17 protein-coding genes are annotated in these 23428 nt (G+C 73.5%); 5 read left to right on the top strand and 12 right to left on the bottom strand.

Annotated elements, in window-relative coordinates; all coding sequences use genetic code 11:
* The first annotated feature begins 62 nt into the window (after positions 1-62).
* The 4 genes from OH807_RS28575 to OH807_RS28590 are packed head-to-tail and all read left to right on the top strand — an operon-like array spanning position 63 to position 1152.
* Positions 63-266, top strand: a complete 204-nt coding sequence (locus tag OH807_RS28575) for a hypothetical protein (RefSeq protein ID WP_406204289.1) — start codon at positions 63-65, stop codon at positions 264-266.
* Positions 266-514: a hypothetical protein gene (locus OH807_RS28580; protein WP_406204292.1), complete on the top strand. Its 249-nt coding sequence runs from the start codon at positions 266-268 to the stop codon at positions 512-514. The genes OH807_RS28575 and OH807_RS28580 overlap by 1 nt, the downstream gene beginning before the upstream one ends.
* Positions 504-680 (top strand): hypothetical protein, encoded by a 177-nt coding sequence (locus OH807_RS28585; protein WP_406204295.1) that lies wholly within the window; start codon positions 504-506, stop codon positions 678-680. Before OH807_RS28580 ends, OH807_RS28585 begins: the two co-directional genes overlap by 11 nt.
* On the top strand, positions 673-1152 hold the full coding sequence (locus OH807_RS28590; RefSeq protein WP_406204299.1) for an NUDIX domain-containing protein: 480 nt from the start codon (positions 673-675) through the stop codon (positions 1150-1152). Before OH807_RS28585 ends, OH807_RS28590 begins: the two co-directional genes overlap by 8 nt.
* A 79-nt stretch (positions 1153-1231) precedes the next feature.
* On the opposite strand, the gene OH807_RS28595 is transcribed toward OH807_RS28590, so the two are convergent.
* The 10 genes from OH807_RS28595 to OH807_RS28640 form a co-directional block, all read right to left on the bottom strand.
* Complete coding sequence (locus tag OH807_RS28595) at positions 1232-1807, bottom strand: GNAT family N-acetyltransferase (RefSeq protein WP_406204302.1); 576 nt, start codon at positions 1805-1807, stop codon at positions 1232-1234.
* A gap of 354 nt (positions 1808-2161) precedes the next feature.
* Complete coding sequence (locus OH807_RS28600) at positions 2162-3448, bottom strand: MFS transporter (protein WP_406204305.1); 1287 nt, start codon at positions 3446-3448, stop codon at positions 2162-2164.
* Positions 3449-3830: 382 nt separating this feature from the next.
* Positions 3831-4397, bottom strand: a complete 567-nt coding sequence (locus OH807_RS28605; RefSeq protein WP_406204308.1) for a hypothetical protein — start codon at positions 4395-4397, stop codon at positions 3831-3833.
* Between the two features lie 192 nt (positions 4398-4589).
* Positions 4590-5609 (bottom strand): N-acetylglucosamine kinase, encoded by a 1020-nt coding sequence (locus OH807_RS28610; RefSeq protein WP_406204311.1) that lies wholly within the window; start codon positions 5607-5609, stop codon positions 4590-4592.
* A 119-nt stretch (positions 5610-5728) separates the two neighbouring features.
* Complete coding sequence (locus OH807_RS28615) at positions 5729-7018, bottom strand: 6-phospho-beta-glucosidase (RefSeq protein WP_406204313.1); 1290 nt, start codon at positions 7016-7018, stop codon at positions 5729-5731.
* The gene (locus tag OH807_RS28620; protein WP_406204316.1) at positions 7018-7932 is read right to left on the bottom strand and encodes a carbohydrate ABC transporter permease; all 915 of its coding nucleotides are present in this window, start codon (positions 7930-7932) and stop codon (positions 7018-7020) included. The genes OH807_RS28615 and OH807_RS28620 overlap by 1 nt, the downstream gene beginning before the upstream one ends.
* A 20-nt stretch (positions 7933-7952) precedes the next feature.
* Positions 7953-8951 (bottom strand): carbohydrate ABC transporter permease, encoded by a 999-nt coding sequence (locus tag OH807_RS28625; protein WP_406204319.1) that lies wholly within the window; start codon positions 8949-8951, stop codon positions 7953-7955.
* Positions 8952-8977: 26 nt separating this feature from the next.
* The gene (locus OH807_RS28630; RefSeq protein WP_406204323.1) at positions 8978-10333 is read right to left on the bottom strand and encodes an ABC transporter substrate-binding protein; all 1356 of its coding nucleotides are present in this window, start codon (positions 10331-10333) and stop codon (positions 8978-8980) included.
* A 214-nt stretch (positions 10334-10547) separates the two neighbouring features.
* Positions 10548-11738 (bottom strand): ROK family protein, encoded by a 1191-nt coding sequence (locus tag OH807_RS28635; protein WP_406204326.1) that lies wholly within the window; start codon positions 11736-11738, stop codon positions 10548-10550.
* A 287-nt stretch (positions 11739-12025) separates the two neighbouring features.
* Positions 12026-13258, bottom strand: a complete 1233-nt coding sequence (locus OH807_RS28640; RefSeq protein WP_406204329.1) for a mechanosensitive ion channel family protein — start codon at positions 13256-13258, stop codon at positions 12026-12028.
* A gap of 772 nt (positions 13259-14030) precedes the next feature.
* On the opposite strand from OH807_RS28640, the gene OH807_RS28645 reads away from it, so the two are divergent.
* Positions 14031-14675, top strand: a complete 645-nt coding sequence (locus OH807_RS28645; protein WP_406204332.1) for an HNH endonuclease — start codon at positions 14031-14033, stop codon at positions 14673-14675.
* A 117-nt stretch (positions 14676-14792) separates the two neighbouring features.
* Here the strand turns inward: OH807_RS28645 and OH807_RS28650 are convergent, their stop codons facing one another.
* Together OH807_RS28650 and OH807_RS28655 are read right to left on the bottom strand one after the other, a co-directional pair.
* The gene (locus OH807_RS28650) at positions 14793-18782 is read right to left on the bottom strand and encodes a beta-N-acetylglucosaminidase domain-containing protein (protein WP_406204335.1); all 3990 of its coding nucleotides are present in this window, start codon (positions 18780-18782) and stop codon (positions 14793-14795) included.
* Between the two features lie 191 nt (positions 18783-18973).
* Positions 18974-23350, bottom strand: a complete 4377-nt coding sequence (locus OH807_RS28655; protein ID WP_406204338.1) for a ricin-type beta-trefoil lectin domain protein — start codon at positions 23348-23350, stop codon at positions 18974-18976.
* Positions 23351-23428: the final 78 nt, after the last annotated feature.

Consider the following 23428-nt stretch of genomic DNA (forward strand, 5'->3'; position numbering starts at 1 on the left):
TGCTAACCGCGCGCGGGTCACGATGGGCACAGAACGTGAAACTGCGACTGCGGAGGGTTTCCATGAGACCTGTTCGGATCGACCCGGTGGCCAAACTCCCCGGCTACGGGGTGCGTTGGGACGCGGCCGAGCGTCTCTACCGGGTGTGCGACGAGGTCTCGGGGGAGTGGCTGTGCGAGGCCTCGGGCGAACTCGCCGGGTTCTCCTCCTTCTTCGCCGCCGAATCCGCCTACCGGGCCTTCGGGGCGCACCGGCGGGTGGCGTGATGGGGGCGATCCTCAACCGGGCGACCGCCGAGCAGCGGCGCGAGGCGGCCCTCGCCGTCGAGGATCTGGTCGCCGTCCTCGCGCTGGCCGGCGCCAAGCTCCCGTCGGTCGAAGTCGACTGGAACTACGGGCGGTTGACCGGCGCCTACCTGATCGAGCTCGGTTCGGCCCGGACGGTTCAGATCCTGCGGATCACCGACCTGCTGCGGAAGGGCCTGCGCCTTGAGCGGCAGGCCGATGCGGGCTGAGCTCCTCGCCCGCCTCGCCTGGTGGCTGTTCTTCGCCGCCGGCCTCGCCGCGGGCATCCGCCGCATCCACCGTCATCACCACCGCAACCACTACCACCGCAACCACCACCGCGGCGACCCCCGACCGCGTCGCCGCACGCCCGCAAGGGAGAACGACCGTGCGTGACCCGCGCCTCCTCGCCAAGCCCCCGGCCTGCCGCCTGGGCTGCCTGATCCTGCTGCGCAATCCGGCCGGCCACGTCCTCCTGGTGGATCCGGACTTCCTGGACGGGCTGATCCTCCCGGGCGGCGCGGCGCTGCCCAACGAACCCCCGCACCTGGCCGCCGCCCGCCACCTGCACGCGCAGACCGGTCTGCACCGCCGCCCCACCCAGCTGCTCGCCGTCGACTTCACCCCGGCCGACCGCTACTTGGAGCGGCTGAACCTGGTCTTCGACGGCGGCATCGTCACCGACGGCGAGGCCGCCCTGATCACCGTCCCGCCGCAGCGTCGCAGCCGTCTGCACGGTGCCCGCTTCACTCACCCCGTCGAGTTTGCCGCACGGATGAGCCCGGCCCAGAACGCCCGCGTCCACCAGGCGCTGGCCAACCTGGGCCGCGCCCTGCCGCTCCTCACCCACGGCCAGCGCGCCGCCTGAGCGCGGACGCCCCCTCGCGACCCGGGCCGACCGGGCCGACCCGGCCGACCACGTCCCCCCGCGTCCGGCGGCGAGGCCGTCACCGCACCTCTGTGGCTGCGGCGGTCTCCCACTGGCTGCGGGTCAGCCGCCAGATCCGGTTCTCGCCGGTGCCGGCCGGAGCGGGATGCTCGGCGGGGCGGCGCGCGTGTTCGGTGAACCCGAGGCGGGCCGGGACGGCACCGCTGGCGCGGTTGGCCGTGTCGTGGACGACCTCGACGTGGTCGACACCTGGGAGGCGGAAGGCCTGGTCGACCAGGGCGCGGGCGGTCCGGGTGGCCAGGCCGCGGCCGGTGGCGGCGGGGTGCAGCCAGTAGCCGAGCTCACGGACGTCGTCCGCGGCCTCGCTGGGCCGGAACAGCATGCAGGCGCCGACGATCGCGCCGTCGGCCACGATCGCGTAGCTGAACGCCTCGCCGCCGGCCCAGAGTCCCGCGCGGCGGGCCAGGAACTCGGCCGTCCTGCCGAGGCTGTGCTCGGCGACCCAGGGCATCCACGGGCGCAGGTGCTCCAGCGACTCCTCGATGACCCGGAAGAACTCCGGGAGGTCCGCCTCGCCGTCGAAGCGGCGCAGCGTCAGGTCGTCCAGCTCGATCACCCGCAGTGGAAGGTCCATGCCGGGAGGATCATGTGCGGGCACCGCCCCCGGCAACAGGATTTCGGGTCACGACCCGATTCGCCCGGGCGAAGCAGTGGTAGGGGGCCGCCTCCTGGCACGATCGATGGATCGGAGGCGGCCCCCAGCCACGGGACCGGTCGTCAGTCACCCTGCGGACGGGGCATCGACCGCACTGTTCCGACCGGTCACGATCTTCCAGCCCTCCGGCTGCCGGGCGATCACGTACAGGGTGACGCCGTGGGCGCCCACCGGAGTCCCACCGGAATCCCACCGGACGCTCCCGGATCCCCCCGGGAGCGGCGGTGATCTCCGCCGTTGGTTCCCATGGGACACCATGAAGTGCGGTTGAGGTCAAGCCCCGCCGGCGCGAGAAGTCGGCCGGCGTGACTTCCCGGCCACTTCACCCCGCCCGCCCGGAAGCCCCGACGGAAGCCCCGACGGAGGCCCCGACGAGGCTGTGGACGACGGCCCCGACGGCGGCAGCACCGACGGCACCACCGCCGCCGCCACCAGCGGGAACGCCACCGCCAGCGCGTACGCCCAGCCGTACCCGGCCGCGCCGATCAGCGCGCCCACCGCCGGGCCGACGCACGCCGCGACGGCGTTCTGGACCGTGGTGTGCACCCCCAGCGCCCGCCCCGCCCACGCCGAACCGGCGTACTCGGCCACGGCGGTGAACGACAGGCCGTTGGTGGAGACCGTGAGCACCCCCGCCACCAGCAGTGCCGCCACCGCCACTCCGGACCGGGCGAACGCGCCCGCGGCGAGCACCGCCAGCACTCCGGACGCCGTCCACGCCAGCCGCCGCAGCGGGGCCACCCGGCTGCCCGCCACGTCCGACCAGCGCCCCGCCGCCAGCCGCGCGCCCGCCCCGGCCACCTGCACGCAGGCCAGCAGCGGCCCGGCCGCCGACGGCGCCCACCCGTGCTCGTCCACCAGGTAGACCAGGGCGAACACCGAGACGGTGAACTGCGGCACCACCAGCAGCGTCGCCGCGCCGTGCAGCCGCCACAACACCGCCGTCCGGTACGGGTTCCCGGCCGGCCCGCCGGCGCCGTCAGCGGCGGACCGGGCCGGATCCCGTACGGCCACGGCCACCAGCAGCGCCGCCCCCAGGCTCAGCCCGCCCAGCACGCCCAGCGCCGTCGCCCGCCCGTGCCCGGCCAGCGGGGGCAGCAGCAGGGCCGCCACCGCCACGCCCAGCGGCAGCGCGGTCTGCCGCAGCCCCATCGCCAACCCGCGCTCCCGCGCCGGGAACCAGCCGAGGATCAGCCGCCCGCTCGACGCGTGCGCCGACGCCCCGGCCGCGCCCGCGAGCAGGAAGCAGACGCCGAGCCCGACCGTGCCGCGCACCGCCGTCGCCCCCAGCAGCACCAGTCCGCCCAACCCCAGCCCCGAGGCCAGCACCCACCGCTCGCCCCACCGGTCCGCGGCGGCGCCCCACGCGGCGAGCGTCAGCACCAGCCCGACGGTCGGGCAGGCGGCCAGCAGCCCGGCCTGCGAGAGCGAGAGCCCGTCGTCCCGCAGCGCCGGGATCAGGTAGGGCAGCCCGAACTGGAACGCGCACCCGGAGGTCATCGCAAACATCCCGACGGCCAGCACCAGCCAGCGCCGGCGGTCCTCTCGTTCGTGGTCCATTCGGGCATGTAAACCGACCGGCCGGGAATCCGGTAGAACCGTCTGCCAGGCGGGACGGCGGCTGTGAGACTGGGCGGATGGTCGAATCGGTGCGCAACGAGCAGTCCGGCGGCACCGTCAACGGGCTGCTGATCCAGGGCGGCACCGTCTACCTCATGGTCGATGGCGGCCAACTCCGCCGTCCTGCACCGGCACGACACCGACGCCTGGAGCGAGGTCGGCAGGGTGCCGGCGCGGCCGGAAGGCGTCTTCCAGTGGATCGAAGGCCGTAACGCCGCCGGCCGGGCGGCCCTGGAGCAGCTGCTGCCCGACCTCCTGCGGGTCTTCGGCCGGGGCACGACCTCTCCAGAGCGGTACAGGGGATCTTGGAGGGAGTCCGCCGTCAGGGCTGGTAGAGCTCGGAGATCCGGGTGATCCGGCCCTGTGAGTCCGACACCAGGTCGTACTTGTCGCCGTAGCAGCCGTACGGGCGGGTCGGTTCGCGCTTGGCCAGGCAGTCGTCGGCGTGCTGCACGAGGACGGTGAGTGGCACGACCGTGGCGCCCTCGCCGTGCTCCAGGTCGACCAGCGTGGCGGTGGCGATCGGGGTGAGCGCGTACGGGGCGGGGGTGCCGTCGGCCTCGTAGTGGCCGTCGCCGGGCACGTCGGGGCCGCAGACGAACCTGGTCGGGCGGGCGGTGAGCGAGGTGGCGCTCACGGTGGTGAGCTGGACGATCCGGTGGCCGGGCAGGTAGGCCGCGGAGGCGCAGGCGGGGGTCGGCGTCGCCGGGCTGCTGCTGCTCACCGAGGGTGCGGTGGACGCCGTCGGGGCGGTGACGGGCGGCGGCACGGCCCGCGGTGTCGCGGTGGCCGGTGCCGCCGTCGCCGGGGCGTCCTTCGACGAGGTGCAGGCGGTGAGGGCGGCGCCGCACAGCAGGGCGGCGAGCAGGAGGCGGCGCGTGGCGGTCATGGTTCGAGTCCCCCGGGGTGTGGGCCGGTTACGGCATCCCGGTACACGCAGCAGCCCCACCCGCGGTTCCCGTCCCGCCCGTCCCGCCCGGTCACCACGATGCCCGCCCCCGACGGGTGTGCGGACCCGTCGGGGGCGGAGTACAGAGGGTGGAGTGCAGAGGGTGGAGTGCGGGGGAGCGCCCGGTCCGGCTCAGGCGGCGACCGGGTGGGCCGGGTCGTACGCCTCGCGCACCCGGGCCTGGGCGGCCGGGCCGGCGCGGAGGTGGTCGAGGCCGAGCAGTGCGGCGCCCAGCACGGGCGGGGCGACCACGATGCGCGGTTCGGCCTGCGGGGCGGCGGCGGCGAGCCGGGCCGTCACATTGTCGAGCAGCAGCGGCTGCCGGGAGGCGAGCACGCCGCCGCCGAAGACGACCGGCGCGGGCTCGTCCAGCAGGCCGAGCCGCCGGAGCGCGACGACGGCGAGCCGGACGATCTCGTCGGCCTGCTTGTCGATCAGCTTCAGGGCCACCTGGTCGCCGGCCTCGGCGACGGCGAACAGGACCCGGACGATCTCGTGCAGCCGCACGTACGGCACCTGTCCGAGGTGGACGGCCTCGGCCACCGCGCCGGTGCTCGGCAGGCCGTAGTGGTCGGCGATGGCCCCGGCGAGGGCGGTGGGCCCGCCGCGGCCGTCCTCGGCGCGCACGGCGTGCCACATGCTGCTGGTGGCGAGGCCGCTGCCGCCGCCCCAGTCGCCGGTGAGTTCGCCGAGGGCGGGGAAGCGCGCGGTGCGGCCGTCGGGGAGCAGGCCGACGCAGTTGATGCCGGCGCCGCAGACGACGGCGACGCCGCGCGGGCCGTCGGTGCCGGCCCGGAGCAGGCCGAAGGTGTCGTTGACGACGGTGTTGGTGACGCCCCAGGGGTGCGACTCCAGGGCGGTGCGCAGTGCCTTCTCCTCCACGGGGAGGTCGGCGTTGGCGAGGCAGGCGCTGACGTGGGTGGTCAGGGTGCCGTCCCGCAGCGACAGGCCGGCTGCGGCGGCCGCCTCCTCGACCAGCGGGGCGAGGCCCGCGACGGCCGCGGCGCCGCCGATCCGCTGCGGGGCGAAGCCGCCGCCGCGGGCGGAGCCGTGGACGGTGCCGTCGGCGCCGATGAGGGCGACGTCGGTCTTGGAGTTCCCTGCGTCGATGGCGAGTACGCCGGGCAGGAGCGGTTCGGGCTGGTGGGTCATCGGATTCCCGCGGCTCGTACGTGGCCCGGCCGTTGGGCCCGGCCGGGGTGGTCGGTCTCCTCGCGGTCCGGTCCGCGACTCCCGGGCGGGGGCGCGGACCGGACGGGGGTGCGGGCCGGTCAGGCCCAGGCGAGGTGTTCGCGGTTGTGCGCGAGCAGCCGGTCCGTGAGCTGGTCGGCGAGTTCGATCTGACCGACCAGCGGGTGGGCGAGCAGGGTGTCGAAGACGCGGTCGCGGCCGCCGTGCAGGGCCGCGTCGAGGGCGAGGTGCTCGTACGCGGTGACGTTGGCGATGAGGCCGGCGTAGAGCGGTTCGACGGGGCGCTGCGGCAGCGGGCGGACGCCGGCGGCGTCGACCTCGGCGGGCACCTCGATGACGGCGTCGTCGGGCAGGAAGGGCAGGATGCCGTCGTTGCGGGTGTTGACGACCTGCACGGAGGTGCGGCCGTCGGTGCCCAGCAGGGCGGCGATGAGCTGGACGGCGGCCTCGGAGTAGAAGGCGCCGCCGCGCTTGCCGAGCAGTTCCGGCTTGGTGTCGAGGGCCGGGTCGGCGTACATCTCCAGCAGCTGCCGTTCGATCTCGGCGACCTCGGCGGCCCGCGAGCCCTTGGTCCTGAGCTCCTCCACCACGACGTCGTGCTGGTAGAAGTAGCGCAGGTAGTAGGAGGGCACGACGCCGAGCCGCTCGATGACGCGCTGCGGCAGGTGGAGGTCCTCGGCGATCTCCTTGCCGAAGCCGCCGAGCAGTTCGGGCAGCACCTCCCGGCCGGTGGTGGCGCCGGGCGCGTCGAGCAGGGTGACCCCGCGCTCCCAGGTGAGGTGGTTGAGGCCGACGTGGTCGAGGCGGATCAGCTCGGGGTCGACGCCGAGGTGCCCGGCGAACCGCCGCTGGAAGCCGATGGCGACGTTGCAGAGGCCGACGGCCTTGTGGCCGGCGTTCTGCAGGGCCCGGGTGACGATGCCGACGGGGTTGGTGAAGTCGACGATCCAGGCGTCGGGGTTGGCACGGCGGACCTTCTCGGCGATGTCGAGCACCACCGGGACGGTGCGCAGCGCCTTGGCCAGGCCGCCGGCGCCGGTGGTCTCCTGGCCGACGCAGCCGCATTCGAGCGGCCAGGTCTCGTCCTGGTTGCGGGCGGCCTGGCCGCCGACCCGGAGCTGGAGGAGGACGGCGTCGGCGTCGGCGACCCCGGCCTCGACGTCGGTGGTGGTCGACACGATTGCGCTGTGGCCCTGCTTGGCGAAGATCCGGCGGGCCAGCCCGCCGATCAGCTCCAGCCGGTCGGCGGCCGGGTCGATCAGCACCAGTTCGCCGATCGGCAGGGTGTCCCGCAGCCGGGCGAAGCCGTCGATCAGCTCCGGGGTGTACGTCGAACCGCCGCCAACGATGGCCAGCTTGAGTGCGGACATCAGCCCTTGACCCCTGTCAGTGTCACGCCTTCGATGAAGGCCTTCTGTGCGAAGAAGAAGAGGACGATCACCGGCGCCATCACCAGCAGGGTGGCGGCCATGGTGAGGTTCCAGTTGGTGTGGTGGGCGCCCTTGAACGACTCCAGGCCGTACGAGAGCGTCCAGGCCTCGTGGTTGTTGCTGGCGTAGATCTGCGGCCCGAAGTAGTCGTTCCAGCAGTAGAAGAACTGGAACAGGGCGACGGCGGCGATGGCCGGCTTGGCCATCGGCAGCACCACCTTGAGCAGGGTGCGCAGATCGCCGCAGCCGTCGATCCGGGCCGCCTCGATGTACTCCTTGGGGATGGTCATCAGGAACTGCCGCAGCAGGAAGATCGAGAACGCGTCGCCGAAGGCCATCGGGACGATCAGCGGCCAGAGCGAGCCGCCGAGGCCGAGCTGCTTCGCCCAGAACAGGTACATCGGGATGACGGTGACCTGTGGCGGCAGCATCATCATCGCGATGACGGCCATCAGGGCCAGGTTGCGGCCCCGGAAGCGGAACTTGGCGAGCGCGTAGGCCACCGGCAGGCTGGAGACGATGGTCAGCACGGTGCCGAGGCCGGCGTACAGCAGGGTGTTGCGCCACCAGGTGAGGAAGCCGGGGGTGTCCCAGACCTTGAGGTAGTTGCCCCACTCCCAGGAGGTGGGCCAGTAGTCGGTGGTGAGTGCCTGACTGTCCGTCATTACCGAGGTGAGGAAGGCGAAGACAAACGGCAGCAGGAAGAACAGCGTGGCGGCGATGGCCAGCGAGTGCACGGCCACCCAGTTGAGGGCGGCGCGGCGGCGGGCCGCGCGGGACGCGGCGGTCGGGGGGCGGCGCCCGGCGGCCCCCGGGGCGGGGGCCTTCGCGGCGAGGGTGGAGCTCAGAGTCATGATCGTGTCCTCACGGGCTGCTAGTCGTCGCTCGCCATGAAGCCGGACTTGCGGCGGAGCAGGAGCGAGGTGACGGCCATGGAGATGACGAACAGCACCAGGGCGACGACGCAGGCGGCGCCGTAGTTGAAGCGCTGGAAGCCGAGGTTGTAGACCATCTGCGGGAGGGTCCAGGTGGAGCCCTGCGGGTAGCCGGGCTCGAACTGCTGCCCGGAGTTGCCGGCGATGCCGCCGGCGACCTTCCCCGCGACGATCGCCTGGGTGTAGTACTGCATGGTCTGGATGACCCCGGTGACCACGGCGAACATGATGATCGGCGAGATGTTCGGCAGGGTGACGTACCGGAACCGCTGGAACGGGCCGGCGCCGTCGAGCTCGGCCGCCTCGTACTGCTCCTTCGGGACGTCGAGCAGGGACGCCATGAAGATGACCATCAGGTCGCCGATGCCCCACATGGCGAGCATCGTGAGTGCGGGCTTCGACCAGTCCGGGTCGGCGAACCAGCCGGGCTGCGGCAGCCCGAGGTCACCGAGGAAGTGGTTGACCGGGCCGGTGCCGGGGTTCAGCAGGAAGGCGAAGGCGACGGTGGCGGCCACCGGCGGTGCCAGGTACGGCAGGTAGAACGCGGTGCGGAAGAAGCCGACGCCGGTCTTGACCTTGGTGATCAGCAGGCCGATGCCGAGGCCGAAGGCCACCCGCAGGGTCACCATCACGAACACCAGCCAGACGGTGTTGCGCAGGCCCTGCCAGAACGCCGGGAGGTCGTTGAAGACGTAGTCCCAGTTCTTCAGGCCGTTGAAGGTGGGGGCACCGAAGCCGTTGTACTTGGTGAACGAGAAGTAGATGGTCGAGATCAGCGGGTAGAGGAAGAAGACGCCGAAACCGATCAGCCAGGGGGAGAGGAAGGCGAGGGTGCGGGCCGCCTCCCGGCGGCGCTTCCGGCGCAGCAGGTGCTGCGTGGAGGGCGCCGCCGGGACGGTCGGTCCGGCGCCCTTGCGGGTGGCGGACGCAAGTGACATGGGAGCTCCGTGGACCGTACGCGCTGTTACTTGGCCTGGGCGATGGCGGCGTCGATCTCCTTGGCGGTGGCCGCGAGGCCCGCCGTCAGATCGGCCTGCTGGCCCGACTCGTAGGCGTAGCCGAGGTTCTGCAGGGACACGATGTAGCCGCCGCCGTTGACGCTGGCGGGCGTGGTGCCGGAGTTCTTGTTCTTCGCGATGTCCAGGAAGGTCTTGAAGTTCGGGTCGCTGATCAGCTTCGGCGAGTCGAGCGCGGCGAAGGTGCTGGGCACGTTGTGGATCGCGTTGGCGAACGACACCACGGCGTCGGTGTCGGTGGTCAGGAACTTGACCAGCTCCCAGGCCGCGGCCTGCTTCTTGCTGCTGCTGGCGACGCCGACGATGGTGCCGGTCTGGTAGCCGCGGCCCCAGGTGTCGGCCTGGTCGTCCGGCACCGGGAACGGCGCGGTGGCCCACTCGAAGTCGGGCTTGTTCTCGGCGAGCGAGGCCGTCCGCCACTCACCGTCGATCGCCATCGCGACCTGGCCGGTGTGGAAGGGGTTCTTGGCGCTGAACTCCTCGCCGAAGGTGGCCCGGTACTTGTCCAGCTTGTCGTAGCCGCCGAGCTTGTCGACCAGGCCCTTCTGCCAGTTCAGCATCGCGGCAACCTTGGGGTCGGTGGCGATGCTCGACTTGCCGGAGCCGTCGAAGTAGCTCGGGCCGTACTGGCCGAGGAAGTGCTCGGTGGTGGACTCGTAGCCGTGGTAGAGCGGCATGAAGCCGAGCTGCTTGAAGCTGTCGCCGTCGGGGACGGTGAGCTTGGCGGCGGCCGCGGCGAACTCGCTGAAGGTCTTCGGCGGGCCGGCGATGCCGGCGTCGGCGAAGGCCTTCTTGTTGTAGTAGAGGCCGAACGCGTCGCCGAGCAGCGGCAGGGAGCACTGGTTGCCCTGGAACTGCGTGTAGTTGAGCATCGCGGCGGGGAAGGTCTTCGCCGGGTCGATCTTGTCCTTCTCCAGGAAGGGCTTGAGGTCGGCGAAGGCCTTCGTCGAACAGAACATGCCGACGTTGTTGGTGGTGAAGGAGGAGACCACGTCCGGGGCGTCGTCGCCGCCGGCCCGCAGGGCCTGGTTGACCTTGTCGTCGGCGATGTTGCCGGTGGCCTTGACGTGGATGTTCGGGTGGGCCTTCTCGAAGGCGGCGATGTTGTCGTTGATCGCCTTCACCTCGGAGTCCTGGCTCCAGCCGTGCCAGAAGGAGATGGTGACGTCCTTGCCGCTGGCCGAGTCGTCGTTGCCGCCGGCGTCGTTGGTGCCGGTGCAGGCCGTGGCGAGCAGGGCCAGCACGGCGCTGCCGGTGACGGCGGCGAGCGTGCGGCGGCCTCTGCGGGAGGTGGTGGAGTGCACTTCGAGATCCTCCTGGGGGTGCGCGGGCAGGCGTCATTGCCTCGGGTCCCGCGTTCGGGGGTTGGGGGAGAGGTGGGTGCAGGTGGCGCGTCAGCGGTGGTGCGGTCATGCGGTGGTGCCGTGGTGCGGTGGTGCCGTGGTGCGCCGGGGAGCGTCGGTGGGTGGATCCGGGGGTGGCTCGGTGGGTGGTGCAGTGGGTGGTGCAGTGGGTGGTTCAGTGGGTGGAGAAGACCGCCTCGCGGGCGGCGGACAGGGCGCGTTGCAGTGCACCGGTGAGGACCGGCGAACCGGGCACGGCACTGCTGCGGACCTCCGGCCGGGCGATCGAGATCCTGGCCAGCTCCTCCTCGACGAGTGCGCGCAGGCGTTCGCCGCCCGCACCCGGCACCCCGCCGGAGACCACCACGAGCTGGGGGTCGACGACGGCGACGATCACGGCCAGGCCGACGGCGATCCGGCCGGCCAGCTCGGTGAGGAACTCGTCGCCGGCGCCCGGGGTTTCCAGCGCCTTCACGAGCGACTCCTCCGCGGTGGGCGCGCCGAGCCCGTACTCCTTGGCCAGGGCGCGGACGGCGGGTGCGCCGACCAGCTCCTGGAACCCGCCGGAGTTGCGGCGGCGCACGTCCCGCACGACCGGTGAGCCGGGCACCGGCATGTAGCCGACCTCCCCGGCGCCGCCGGTGAAGCCGCGGTGCAGCCGGCCGGCGATCACGATCGCGGCGCCGGTGCCCTCGCCGGCCCAGAGCAGGACGAAGTCCTCGAACCCGCGCGCGGCGCCGGAGGCCTGCTCGGCGACGGCGGCGAGGTTCACGTCGTTCTCGATCGACACCGGGGCGCCGATCGCCTCCGAGAGCTCCTGCACCAGCCGCGGCGAGTGCCAGCCGGGCAGGTGGGAGGCGTAGCGGAGCTTGCCGGTCACCGGGTCGGGCGCGCCCCCGACGCCGATCGCGGCGGTGTGCAGGCTGCCCGCGGGGAGCCCGGCGGCGCGCACCGTCTCGGCGACGGCCTCGGCGACCCGGGCGACCGTCCCGGCGGCGGGCCACCCCTTGGCCGGGACGAGGTGCTCGGCCAGCGTGGTGCCGGTGATGTCGGCGACGGCGACCCGGACGTGACCGGTGGTGACGTCCAGCCCGGCGACGTAACCGGCGGCCGGATTGACCTGGTACAGCTGCGCGTTGGGGCCGGGGCCGCCGGCGGTGGTGCCGACCGGCAGGACGAGCCCCGCCGCCTCCAGGCGGGCCAGCAGCTGGGAGGCGGTGGGCTTGGAGAGCCCGGTCAGGGTGCCGACCTGGGTGCGGGAGAGCGGTCCGTTCTCCAGCAGCAGTTCGAGGGCGGCGCGGTCGTTGATGGCCCGGAGCAGGCTGGGAGTGCCGGCGAGGGGGGCCTTGGCGGTCGTCTTGGTCACGCGAAGATCCTCCTCTTCCTGCAGGTCGGGGCAGCCGCCGGGGTGGGCCCGGGGTGGCGTCGGCGTGGGGTCGTGAGTGGGCCCTGGGTGGGCCCTGGGTGGGCCCTGGGCGAATAGTTAGGAAACTTTCCAGTCGCTTGAGACAGGACCGTACGGTCCCCGTCGGAGCGTGTCAATGGCCCTTTCCGCGGTGGATGCCGAAGCGTTACCGGCCGACGCGGAAGCCCCGCCCCCCGGCGTTCGGGAGGCGGGGCATTCGTCCGGTTTCGGCTTGCTTTCGCAGGCGGTCAGGGTGACTTGGTGACGTCCTCGGCAGGCCTGACCGGCGCCGGTATGGGCGCCGTCGCGAGGTAGCGCGGCGAGGCCGGGTCCGCCAGCGCGGACGGCGCGGCGGCCTCCGTGCCCATCGGCGCGGTCGCCAGCACCACCCCGGCCGCGACCGGCCCGGCCGCCGCCGCGGCCGCCGCGCCGGCCGGCGTGACCTCCTCCTTGACCTTGATCCCGGCCAGGTCGAAGGCGGTCTTCAGCCGCTGGCGCAGTGCCCGCGCCACGGTCAGCGACCGGCCCGGCGCCGTCCGCGCCTCGACCCGCAGCACCACCGAGTCCGCCGCCACCGACTCCACGCCCAGGATCGACATCGGCGCCCAGACCAGCTCGTCGTACGGGGCCTCCTTGGCCAGCGCCTCCGCCGTCTCCTGGATCAGGGCCTCGACCCGGAGCAGGTCCTCCTTGTAGCCGATCTGGACGTCCACCGAGGCCGTCGACCAGCCCTGGCTCATGTTGGCGATCCGCTTCACCTCGCCGTTGCGGATGTACCAGATCTCGCCGTTCGCACCGCGCAGCTTGGTCACCCGCAGGCCGACCTCCAGCACCGTGCCGGTGGCCACCCCGGTGTCGATCTCGTCGCCGACGCCGTACTGGTCCTCCATGATCATGAAGACCCCGGAGAGGAAGTCGGTGACCAGGTTGCGCGCGCCGAAACCGATCGCCACACCGGCCACACCGGCGCTCGCCAGCAGCGGGGCCAGGTTCACCCCGAGCGCCGCCAGGACCATCAGCGCGGCCGTGCCCAGGATGGTGAACGACGCCACGCTGCGCAGCACCGAGCCGATCGCCTCCGAACGCTGCTGACGGCGCTCGGGGTTGACCACCCCGGTGTTGGCCAGCAGGCCGCCGAACCGCCCGGGCTCCTCGTCGCCCTCGCCCGGCTTGATCATCCGCGCTATCAGCTGGGTGATCAGCTTGCGGACCACGGCCCGCAGCACCAGGGCCAGGACGATGATGAAGACGATCCGTACCCCGCTCGCCAGCCACTCCTGCCAGTGCGAGTCGAACCAGCCGGCCGCCTGCTTGGTGGTGTCGCTGACCTCCTGCGCGCTGGTCGGGATTCTGAGGTCGAGCTGCGGCAGCGCGGGCGCGGTGGGGCTCGGGGAGGGGCTCGGCGGTGTGGACGAGTCCGTCGTGGACGTGAGCGTCGTGGACGCGTCGGCGAGGATGCCGGCGGCACCGGACCGGAACACGTGCGGGACCTTCCTGCAGGGGGCTGGGCACAGCCCGCTGCCGCGGAAGCATGCCCCTGGCCTGCGGACCGTCCGCCTTAGCCTATCCGCCGCCGAACCGCCCGCCGGACACGCCGGTCGGCCGCCGGGCGGTCCGCCGGCGGTCTGCGGGCGGCCCGCGGGAGGGGGTGGCCGGGTATCGGCGGCCGGTCAGCAGGCGGTCGGGCCGCGTCCTGGCAGCGGGTACGCGGTCGTCGGGCGGGCTGTGGGCGGTCGTCGGGCGGTCGTCCGGTGGGGCCGGGGAGGCGCCGCTGCCGGGCGCGCGGAGGGTGCCCGGACGCCCCGTCAACGCCCCGGCACGCCGGTGATCCGCCCCCGGACCGCCCCCTCAGCACCCGCTCCACCGCCCCCGAAGCGCTCCTGCGGCGCGCCCCGCGTCGCCCCGCGGTACCCCTACGACCACCCTTGCGGCGCCCGCCCCGCCGGGCCCCGGTGACGCCCCGGCCGGGCCCCGGCCGGCCGCCGCCCCGCGCTGCTCCGACCGGCCGAGCCGCGACCCGCGCCGTAACCCGCGCCGCCCTCCGGGAGGGCGCCCGGGTGCAACGCGTCCTCCGCCCGGGCATACGGGGTATGACGGAAAGCACACCGGGAGTTCATGCCGGGTCCGTTACACAGGAGTGGTGGCGCCGTACAAAGGCGTAAGGCGACACTGGGGGAGATCACGCACCCGTTGCGCGGTCGAACCGCTCGTCCCGGCGCGAGCCACGCGCCGCAGGCGTCCAAGGAGGCATCCGTGCCGCATGTCCTGGTCCTCAACGCGTCCTACGAGCCACTCGGCGTCGTATCGATGCGCCGCGCACTCATCCTGGTCCTCAATCACAAGGCGGTCAGCCTGGAGGACTCCGGGGTCACTCTGCACAGCGCCACCAGCGCCCTTCCGGCGCCGTCCGTCGTCCGTCTGACCCGCTTCGTCAGGGTCCCGTTCTGCGGGCCCGTCCCGCTCACCCGCCGGGCGCTGTTCGCCCGTGACCACGGCCGTTGCGTCTACTGCGGGGCCGCCGCCACCAGCGTCGACCACGTCATCCCGCGCAGCCGGGGCGGCCAGCACCGGTGGGACAACGTGGTGGCCGCCTGCCGCCGCTGCAACCACACCAAGGCCGACCGCCACCTCACCGAACTCGGCTGGCGCATGAAGCGCCCGCCGGCCCCGCCGAGCGGCCTGGCCTGGCGCATCATCGGCACCGGGATCAAGGACCCGCGCTGGCGGCCCTACCTGGAGCCGTACGGCGGAGGTGACCAGCTGCGAGCCCCGCAGTGGGGCGAGTACGAGCACCTCGACCATACCGACGCCGGGCACACCCTGCCGCTCGGCCGGGCGCACTCCGCCCACTCCGCCCCCGTCCGCCGCGGTGAGCAGCCCGAACCGCTCTCCGCCTGACCCGCTCCACAAGGGCTTGCCCGTCATACCTTCGGTACGCCTCATGGGCCGCCGCGCACCCCACCGGGGAGCGCGGCGGCCCGCCGCTTACGGCTTCCTACGGCCGCGTGCGGGTTCCTAAGGCTTCGCGGGCGCCGTGGCCCCTGCGGCCGGGGCGGCCGGCGGCGTGGCCGGCGGGTTCGCCGGGGTAGCGGGCACGACCGGCGCGGGCGGCGTGCCGGGCTGCTGTCCGGCCGGCGGGGCCGCCGGAGTGACGGCGTACACCTCGACGCCCCAGAGCGAGTAGCCGTACTTGGTGGCCCGGGCCACGCCCTGCACCCGCAGGAACTTCGCCCCCGGCGCGTCGAAGCGCACCGTCTCGTTGCCGCCCTTGCCGTCGTCGACCGTCGCCACCGTCGTCCAGCTCACGCCGTCCGCCGAGGTCTGCACCTTGTACGCGGAGGCGTACGCGGCCTGCCAGTGCAGCACCGCCGAACCCAGATGGGCGGCCTTCGGCAGCTCCAGCTGCACCCAGGAGTCGTCCTTCGCCGGTGAGGACCAGCGGGTCTTCGGATCGCCGTCCGCCACCGCCGAGGCGGGGAAGGCGGAGGTCTCGTCGGCCGAGGACCTCGCCTGCGCGTCGGGCGCGAGGTCCGGCCCGCCGGTCGGCGGCACCACGTGCACCTGGAGCACCTGCCGCACGGTGGTCTGTCCGGCGACGAACAGCACCGGCACCTGGTACGTCCCCGACGGCGTCTCCGGCGTGGCGCTGACCAGCAGCGGCACGCCCACCCGGCCGCCGCGCGGCACGTTCACCCCGGACACCGGGGCCACGGTCAGGCCCTTCGCGACGACCGGCACCTCGGCCCGCAGCTCGCCGGACACGCCCTCCGGGCGGCCCGCCTCGACCATTGCCCGGGCCTGCACCGGGGCGGCCGCCCCGGTCACCACGTCCAGCGCCGCGTCGGCCAGGCTGAGCCGGGCCGCCGGGACGTCCGCGTACCAGGGGATCACCTGGTTGACCACCGGCGGCTCCCCGCCCGGCTTCCAGGCCAGCCGGAACGCGTCCGCGCTCTGGCCGCCGGCCGGCAGCTCGTTGTAGCCCGGCTGCACGGTGCCGATCTCCACCCAGGTGCCGTCCGCCCGGCGCAGCGCCACCGTGGCACTGGCCCGCACGGTCGGGTCGGTGAGGATGGTCAGCCGGTCCAGCGGCCGGGCGGCGCCCAGCTCGACGGTGAGCGGCTCGTCCGCCGCGGTCGGCGCGGTGGCCGCCCGGTAGGCGGTGTCCGGGTTGCCGTCCAGCACCGCGGCCGCCGAGGCGCCCGGCAGCGCCGCCGGACCGCCGGTCACACTGGCCGGCGCCTCGTCCGGCGCCGTCACCGAGAACTCGCGCACCGCCACGGCCGTCTTCTGGGCGGCGGTGGCGCGCAGCCGCACCGCCCGCACCACGGTGCCGGCCGGCAGCTGGGCGGTGACGCTCTTCTGGTTCTTCACCTGCGCCAGCTGCTTCCAGCCGCCCTCGCCGGTGGAGTACTCCAGCACGCCGTCGCGGATGTAGTCGTCCAGCGCGCTCCCGCCGTCCGGGCCGCTGCCCCAGGAGCCCATCAGCACGGTGACACTGCCGACCGGGCGGCCGCCGCCGAGGTCCAGGCCGACGGCGTCGCCGGGCTGCGGCGGCGCCGAGCTCCAGTAGAAGGTGTCCGCCACCCCGTCCGTCATCAGCGCCGGCAGGTGGTCGTGCGCCGTGCCGAGGGTGGTGGTCGGGGTGATCCCGCCGCCGACCACACCGGCCCAGTTGTCGGCCGCGCGGACGGCCCGCTCCAGGAACGGCCCGAGCACGCCCGCGCCGACCGTCGCCGGGCTCTGCCCCAGCTGCTCGCGCAGCTTGTTCAGCTCCACCCGGGCCTTCCAGGCCGCCGCACCGTCGCCGCCGCGCTGCGCCAGCAGCATGTCCAGCGCCGCCTGACCGGCCAGGCCGTAGTCGCGCAGCGGGGCCAGCCACGGGCCCGCCTCGGCGGCCAGCGCGGCGGTGGCCGGGGTGGCCGTCAGCGTCTGCTGCGCCCTCGCCATCGCGGCGAAGGACTCCCGCAGCGGCACCGCCGCCTCGATCAGCTTGGCGAGCTCCGGAGCCGCCCCGGCGTTCGGCTCGGCCGTCGCCCAGAACCGCTCCAGCGACGGCGCCAGGTAGCCGGACTCCTGCTTGGACAGCGGGGAGGACGCGCTGTTGCCGGCCAGCGCCGTGACGGCCGCCAGCGCCGCGCCGGTGGGCGTGCTGGTGGCGCCGGTCGGGCCCGCCAGCGACCGCAGGGCGGCCTGCCAGGAGTCCTCCGGCGTGTACCCGTCCGGGTTCCAGGCGAAGTCGCCGGCCGTGGCCAGCGCGATCCGCGAGGCCACCGGCTGCTCCATCGCGCCCGTCAGCATGACGGCCGACCGGGTGGCGACCTGCGCGTCCCGGCCGGTGTAGGCGCCCAGGAAGAGCCGGTCCGGGTTGGCGTCGTTCACCGGGTAGTTGTCCATGGTGACCAGCGGCCGCCCGTACAGCGCAGCGGTCTCCGCGGTCTGAGCGCCGGTGATCTTCTCCGGGATCACCCCGACCCCGCTCCACGCCACCTGCACGCCCTCCGGCAGCGCCGCCGCCAGTGCCTTGCGGTACGGGGTCGAACCCTGCTGGTGGTACTCGGTCGGCACCACGGAGAGCGGCGCCAGCCCCGGGTTCTTGGCGATCAGCCGGTCCTGCACCTTGGCGATCAGCTCGGCCTGGGCCTTGGCGGCGGCCGCCGGCCCGGTGCCGTACTTGGACCGGTCCTCGCTGCAGTGCCACTCGTCGTACGAGACGTCCAGGAACTGCAGCTGGAAGGCGCCGAAGCCGAGCTTGCGCAGCCCGTCCAGCTTCGCCACCAGCGCGTCCGCGTCCTTGCCCGAGCTGTAGCAGAGCGACTGCCCCGGGTCGATCGCGTAGCCCAGCGTGACGTGGTTCTCCCGGGCCCGGGCGGCCAGCGCCTTCAGCTCCTCGGCGCGCGCCTGCGGGTACCCGTCCCGCCAGCGTGAGAGCCGGTACGCGTCGTCGCCCGGGGCGTACAGGTAGAAGTTCTGCTTCGACCGGCCGAGGAAGTCCATCTGGTCCAGCCGCTGCTGCGCGCTCCACGGCGTGCCGTAGAAGGCCTCCGCCGTCCCGCGCACCGGCGCGCCCGACGGCCAGTCGCGCAGCGTGATCCCCGGCAGCCCCAGGCCGGCCGCACCCGCCGCCTGCCCCTGCCCGGTCTGGCCCTGCCCCGCCGGCACCGCGGCCAGCAGCTGGCGCAGCGACTGCGCCGCGTAGAAGGTGCCCGCCCCGTCCACCCCGGCCAGCACCACGGCGCCGTACGTCCCGCCGCCCGCGGCCGGCAGCTGACCCGCCGACAGCACGTAGCCGCCCGCCGCCATCCCCGCCGTCGAGGGGGCGGCGCTGTCCTTGCCGCCCGCGGCCACGGTCAGCTCCCGCAGCACCCGGTCCACCTCGCCGTCGGCGCCCTCGGCGGGCCCGCCGATGTACACCACCAGCGACCCGGCGGCCGGCACCCCGGCGTCGGCCTGCGGCGTCACCGCCGTCGCCCCGGCCACGCCCAGCACGTCACGGACGGCGTCCACCGCGCCGTGGTCCGCCTTCGGCGCCGTCACCAGCGTCACCGCCGCCGGCACCACGACCGGCTTCCCGGCCGCACTCAGCTCCTGCGGCCGGGGGAACACCTGAGGGTTGCTCACACTCCCCAGCGGCGTCTGCGCCGCGGTGCTCACCACGTCCGGCCCCGGCCCGGCCGCGTACGCCACACCCGGCCCGCTCACCAGCAGCCCGCCGACCACGGCCGCCGCCGACAGCGTCGCCGCGATCTGCAGCGTCCGCCGGCTCGGCGCCCCCGGCCGCTCGGCCCGCGCCCGCTCGGCGCGCACCGAGGCCAGCAGCGGCGGCGTCCCCTTCAGATCGGCGATCAGCCGGTCGGCCGTCCGCGGCGCCAGCTGACGGCACGTCCGCGCGGTCAACTGCCGCGCCGCGACCGCGGCCGGGTGGTGCAGTACGTCCCGCAGTGACGGGCTCTGTTCCAGCTGCTGGCGCAGCCGCCGTCCGGCGGCGACGGACACTCGGGCTTGCACAGGAGCCTCCTCGCCAGGCAACGACCACATCGGCCCAAAGCCCACCAGTTGGCCCAGCCGGTGTCAACGCCGCCGACGGGTATGACTATTTTGTCGCATTTATCACCTTCACCACTTCTCCCCGGAACGCCCCCGGGCCCGCCGCACCGATCGGTACGACGGGCCCGGGGGGCACGCTCAGGCCCCCGACGTCAGGACGTCGGCGGAGCGGGGAGCACGGCGGTCCGGACCAGGTCGCTGTACCACTGCTGCGACTCCCTCCAGTGGCAGTCGTACAGCTGGAGCTGGTTGCCGTTGCCGGCGTCCCAGCCCGTCAGGTCCAGGCAGCGCCCGGAGTCCGGGTGGTACAGCGTGTTGTTGGCGAGCGGCAGCCACTTCTGCGTCATGGTGCCGTTGCAGCTGTGGTACTCGATCTTCACGAAGTTGTCGCGGCCGCCGTTGACCGGCTGCATGCAGCCGTCCAGCACCCGGACGCTGCCGTCGCTGCCGTACGCGAACTGCTGCGAGGTGTCCCCGTGGCAGCCCCAGACCTGGATCGGGGTGCCGTCGGCGCGGCCGAAGCCGGCGTCGTCGACGCACGTGTTCCCGTTGACTCCGGAGCGGATGAGGCCGGTGGCGTCGGGCGCGGCCGGGGCCACCGCGTACGGGAAGACGGCGGTGCTGCCGACGGCGCCGTCGAAGGAGGCGCTCAGCTGGTCGCCCGCCTTGTAACGGCCCAGTACGAACGGGCCCGAGGGCGGGGAGCTCTCACCGGCCGGGTGGTAGCCCGTACCGGCCAGGATCCCGTCCACGTACAGCGACATCAGCCCGGTGTCGGCGTTGAACGACACCGTCAGCTGCGTCCACACCCCGACCCGCGACGTCGCGTTCGCGTTGACGGTGCTGGTGTAGTGGAACGGCCACCCCTCCCCGGTGTCGCGCCAGCTCATCGCGAAGCGCCAGGGGCCGGTGCCGCCGTCGTTGTAGATGATGAAGTCGCTGGCGTGGTCGGCGGTCTGGCCGGCGACGACGCCGCCGGCGGGGCCGGACTTCACCCAGGTCGAGACGGTGAAGCTCTTCCGGGTGTCGACCACCGGCCCCTGGGTGGTGATGTTCGAGCCGGCTCCGGGGCTGAACTGGGCGACCGTGGTGCCACGGCCTCCGACGTTGTCCCAGCCCCAGCTCACTCCGGAGGCCGTGCCGTCGGCCTTGCCCTGGCCGTCGGTGACCGTGTTGCTGCCGTTCGGGGAGGCCAGCCAGTTGGCCACCGGGCGGTTGAGGTTGCCGAGCACGGCCGGCGCCTGCTCCAGCCCGGTCACGGTCGGGCCGCTCCGGTCGGCGCCGGAGGCCTTGGCGCCGGTACCCGGGAACGCGACCAACTGCTGGTTGGTGTCGACGGCCCACAGGTCGGGGATGCCGTCACCGGTGATGTCGCCGCTGGAGCCGACCTTCGGGTAGAGGCTCCGGTCGACCCCGCCGGCGATCCAGCCCTGGGTGGGGTCGGCGAACGCGGTGGTGTCGAACGCCGAACCGTTCTTCTTGAACGCGTAGGCGTGGATGGTGCTGTCGTTCTTGGACCGGGCCCAGAGGGTGGGCGTGTCCGTCCCCTTGGCGGGGCCGGGGGCGATCAGGTCGTAGTGGCTCCAGTCCTGGTTGTTCTGCGACAGCAGCACGGCCGTCCCGAGCTGCTTGCCGCCGTCCGAGCGGGCCAGCCAGAGCCGGCCGTTGTCGACGAAGAGCAGAGAGGTCGCCGGGAGGCCCTTGAGCCCGGAGGCGAGGGTGGTCGGAGTGTCGCCCTCGGGGGAGCCGAAGGCCGCGATCTGCGTCACCGAGGACCAGTCCGGGCCGTAGCCGTAGTCGGAGCAGGTGATCGTCGTGCCGTCGGCGTCCGGCAGCGCGCAGTCCACGGGCTTGTGGAGCGAGACCGGGGCCTGGCCGTCGAACCGGCCGACGATGCCGTCGTTGGCGTAGAGGGAGGCGGAGGCGTCGCCCGGCCGGTGCGCGATCAGGTCGTCGTAGTTCCGGTTGCTGAACGAGCCGCGGTGGGTGATGTCCACCTGTCCCCAGCCGTTGCCACCCGGAGCGGACGACTTGACCGCGTTGGGGGAGGCGTGCGGGTCCGCGCCGGCGCCGGTCAGCCGCAGACTGCCGGTGCTGTCGGGCAGCAGCAGGTCCGGGTTGCCGTCGGAGTCGAGGTCACCGTAGACCGGGTCCGGTCCGGCCGGGTTGTGCGGGACGTAGAAGGTGTACGCGACCGGCTGCGACATGTTGCCGGCGTTGTCCTGGACCTGCAGGTAGAGGAAGTTGGTGCCCCAGCGCCACGCCGTGTACGGCAGCTGGTAGTTGCCGTTGCCGTCCATCTTGACGATGTTGCCGCCGTCGTTGCACGTCCACCCGGTGGCCGAGGCCTTGACCGGGTCGTTGGTCCAGCGCGCGCAGGCCAGGCCGGAGGAGCGGGCGCCGCCGGCCGGGATCGGATCGGTGCCGGTCAGGGTGAACGTGCCCTGCTGGCCGGTCATCTTCGGGTGGCCGCCGAGCGTCCCCGACTCGGGGAAGTCGGTCGAGGTGATCCGGGCGGTCGGCGGGGTGCGGTCGATGCGGAGGTAGCACATCGGGCCGTTGGCGCTGTCCAGCGTGCCGTCGCCGGTGCGGGCGAACCAGCCGTACTGGTGGCCGTCGGTCAGCGGACCGACGTCGACCCCGACCCGGCCGGAGTTGTTCCAACTCACCTCGTGGATCTTGGTGGCGCCGCCGTCGTCGTCGTCCCAGATGCTGAAGGCGGTCCAGAGCTGCTCGCCGGTCGGGGACCACGTGTCGCTGCTCAGGTTGATGTTGCTGTTGACGCCGATCCACCCGGGGTTGGTCCACGGGTACAGGTTGTCCGGCGACTGGCACTGGTAGCGGTAGTCGCTGTTGGCCGCGAAGCCCGGGGTCGGGCTGACCTGCGGGGAGCCGACGTGCGGCTGGAAGTCGTAGGTGACGGAGATGTGCGGGTTGTTGGCGAACCGCTGACGGTAGGCGCTGTAGGTCTCGTCGTCGGGCGCGAAGGCGAACGTCCACCCGTCCCAGTGCTCACGGGCGGCCTGGGCCATCACACCCGCCACGTCGAACTCGATCCCGCCGGTGCCCTTCATCCATGTCGTGGTGACCTTGCCGCAGGCCTTCTGGATCGGCACGTCCTGGCACGGCTGGGCGTTCCAGCGGGTCCACCGGTTGATCGGGTTGGAGTTGGCGGTGCCCGTCGAGTACAGGTTCATCGGCGTGGGTGTGCCGGGGCTGGACGAGGCCACCACGTTGGCGTAGAGCTTGGCGCTGAGCACCGTGGCATCCCGGAACTGCGGGTTCAGACCGATCTGGAAGTAGGCGCGCTCGCGGCCCTTGCGCTCACACGGCGAGGGCTGGACGAAGTCGCAGTACCCGGCGGCGGGCTTGTCCTGGTCGTAGACCGTTCCGTTGTACTCCATGGTCTCGGGCCAGCCCTCCTGGACCTGCGCCCAGGCCTGGGAGCCGTTGTCCACGCTCGGGTTCCAGCCCGGGTCGATGAACCAGGGGCCGGTGCCCTGTCCGAGGAGTGCCGGGTCGGGAGTCAGCTCGATGCCGGCGCCGTTCACGACGGTGGCGATCGACGCCCGCCTGGCGTGGTTGCCCGGTCCCTCGGGGCCGGACGGCACCGGGGCCGACGCGCTGTCCGGTGGCGGAGCCTCGGCGGACTTCCCGCGGGTCCGGGGCGCCGGCGGCGCCGCGGTGTCGGCGGGGGCCGGGGTCGAGTCCCACATCGCCGGGACCGGGGCGGTGAAGCGCGGCGTGCCCGCGGCGTCCTCGGCGGTCAGGTTGCCGTGCGCGTCCGCCTTGACGGTCAGGCCGTCGCCGAGGACGTCCAGACGGAGCTTGCGGACCTCGGGGTTCGCCGCGGCCGTGACGGTCCGGACGATCAGGACCTGCCGCCAGCCGCCCGCGGTGGTGGCGCTCAGCCGGAGGTCGACGTCGGGCAGCACGGACCGGTAGAGCGCACCGGCACCGTCGAGTTCGGGCTTCGGAAGGTCGAAGGGTGCCTTGAGCGCCAGCTTCTTGCCGTCCGCCGTCGTCATGGTCGCCATCGGGCCCTTGCCGCCGCCGGAGAAGGCCAGCGCGGAGGGAACGGCGACCGGGGTGACCGTCCCGTCCGGGTTGGCGCGCAGCGTCGCATCGACGGCGCGCCAGGTGCCGTCGGCGTTCTTGACGTGCTCCACCACCGGGGCGGACGTGGTGCTGAGCGTGCCGTCCGGGTTGGCGGTGGTGGTGCCGGTGGGGGTGGTCAGGGCGTCGATCTGCACCGGCCTGCCGGTGCTCTTCGCCGTGGCCTTCGCCGCGGCGACGGTCGCGGAGGTGCCGCCCCCGCCGGCCTTCGCCGGGGTCGGCGGCCAGGAGGGGTCGGCCGGGCCGTGGTTGCGGTCGGGGGCGGGAGCGGCGGCCGCCGCGGAGGCGGCCGGCAGGCCGGCGCCGAGGGTGAGGGCCGCGGTGCAGGCGAGCGGGAGCAGGACTGCTCCGAAGGCCCGGCCGGCGACGCGGCGTCTCCGGCCGGTGGGCACGGGAGGTTGTGGGCTCGACATGAAGAACCTGTCCTCGGAGGTGAGGTGAGTGGAGATCAGTTGTGAAGGTGAGCAGAGATCAGCCGCACGCTGCCGCCA

The sequence above is a fragment of the Kitasatospora sp. NBC_01560 genome (assembly GCF_045208415.1).
Classification (GTDB): domain Bacteria; phylum Actinomycetota; class Actinomycetes; order Streptomycetales; family Streptomycetaceae; genus Kitasatospora.

Excerpts from the sequence above, each read along its gene's own strand:
- OH807_RS28600 (WP_406204305.1), bottom strand. The coding sequence starts at position 3,448 with ATGGACCACGAACGAGAGGACCGCCGGCGCTGGCTGGTGCTGGCCGTC.
- OH807_RS28625 (WP_406204319.1), bottom strand. The coding sequence starts at position 8,951 with ATGTCACTTGCGTCCGCCACCCGCAAGGGCGCCGGACCGACCGTCCCG.
- OH807_RS28585 (WP_406204295.1), top strand. The coding sequence starts at position 504 with ATGCGGGCTGAGCTCCTCGCCCGCCTCGCCTGGTGGCTGTTCTTCGCC.
- OH807_RS28655 (WP_406204338.1), bottom strand. The coding sequence starts at position 23,350 with ATGTCGAGCCCACAACCTCCCGTGCCCACCGGCCGGAGACGCCGCGTC.
- OH807_RS28575 (WP_406204289.1), top strand. The coding sequence starts at position 63 with ATGAGACCTGTTCGGATCGACCCGGTGGCCAAACTCCCCGGCTACGGG.
- OH807_RS28620 (WP_406204316.1), bottom strand. The coding sequence starts at position 7,932 with ATGACTCTGAGCTCCACCCTCGCCGCGAAGGCCCCCGCCCCGGGGGCC.
- OH807_RS28595 (WP_406204302.1), bottom strand. The coding sequence starts at position 1,807 with ATGGACCTTCCACTGCGGGTGATCGAGCTGGACGACCTGACGCTGCGC.
- OH807_RS28615 (WP_406204313.1), bottom strand. The coding sequence starts at position 7,018 with ATGTCCGCACTCAAGCTGGCCATCGTTGGCGGCGGTTCGACGTACACC.
- OH807_RS28610 (WP_406204311.1), bottom strand. The coding sequence starts at position 5,609 with ATGACCCACCAGCCCGAACCGCTCCTGCCCGGCGTACTCGCCATCGAC.
- OH807_RS28605 (WP_406204308.1), bottom strand. The coding sequence starts at position 4,397 with ATGACCGCCACGCGCCGCCTCCTGCTCGCCGCCCTGCTGTGCGGCGCC.
- OH807_RS28580 (WP_406204292.1), top strand. The coding sequence starts at position 266 with ATGGGGGCGATCCTCAACCGGGCGACCGCCGAGCAGCGGCGCGAGGCG.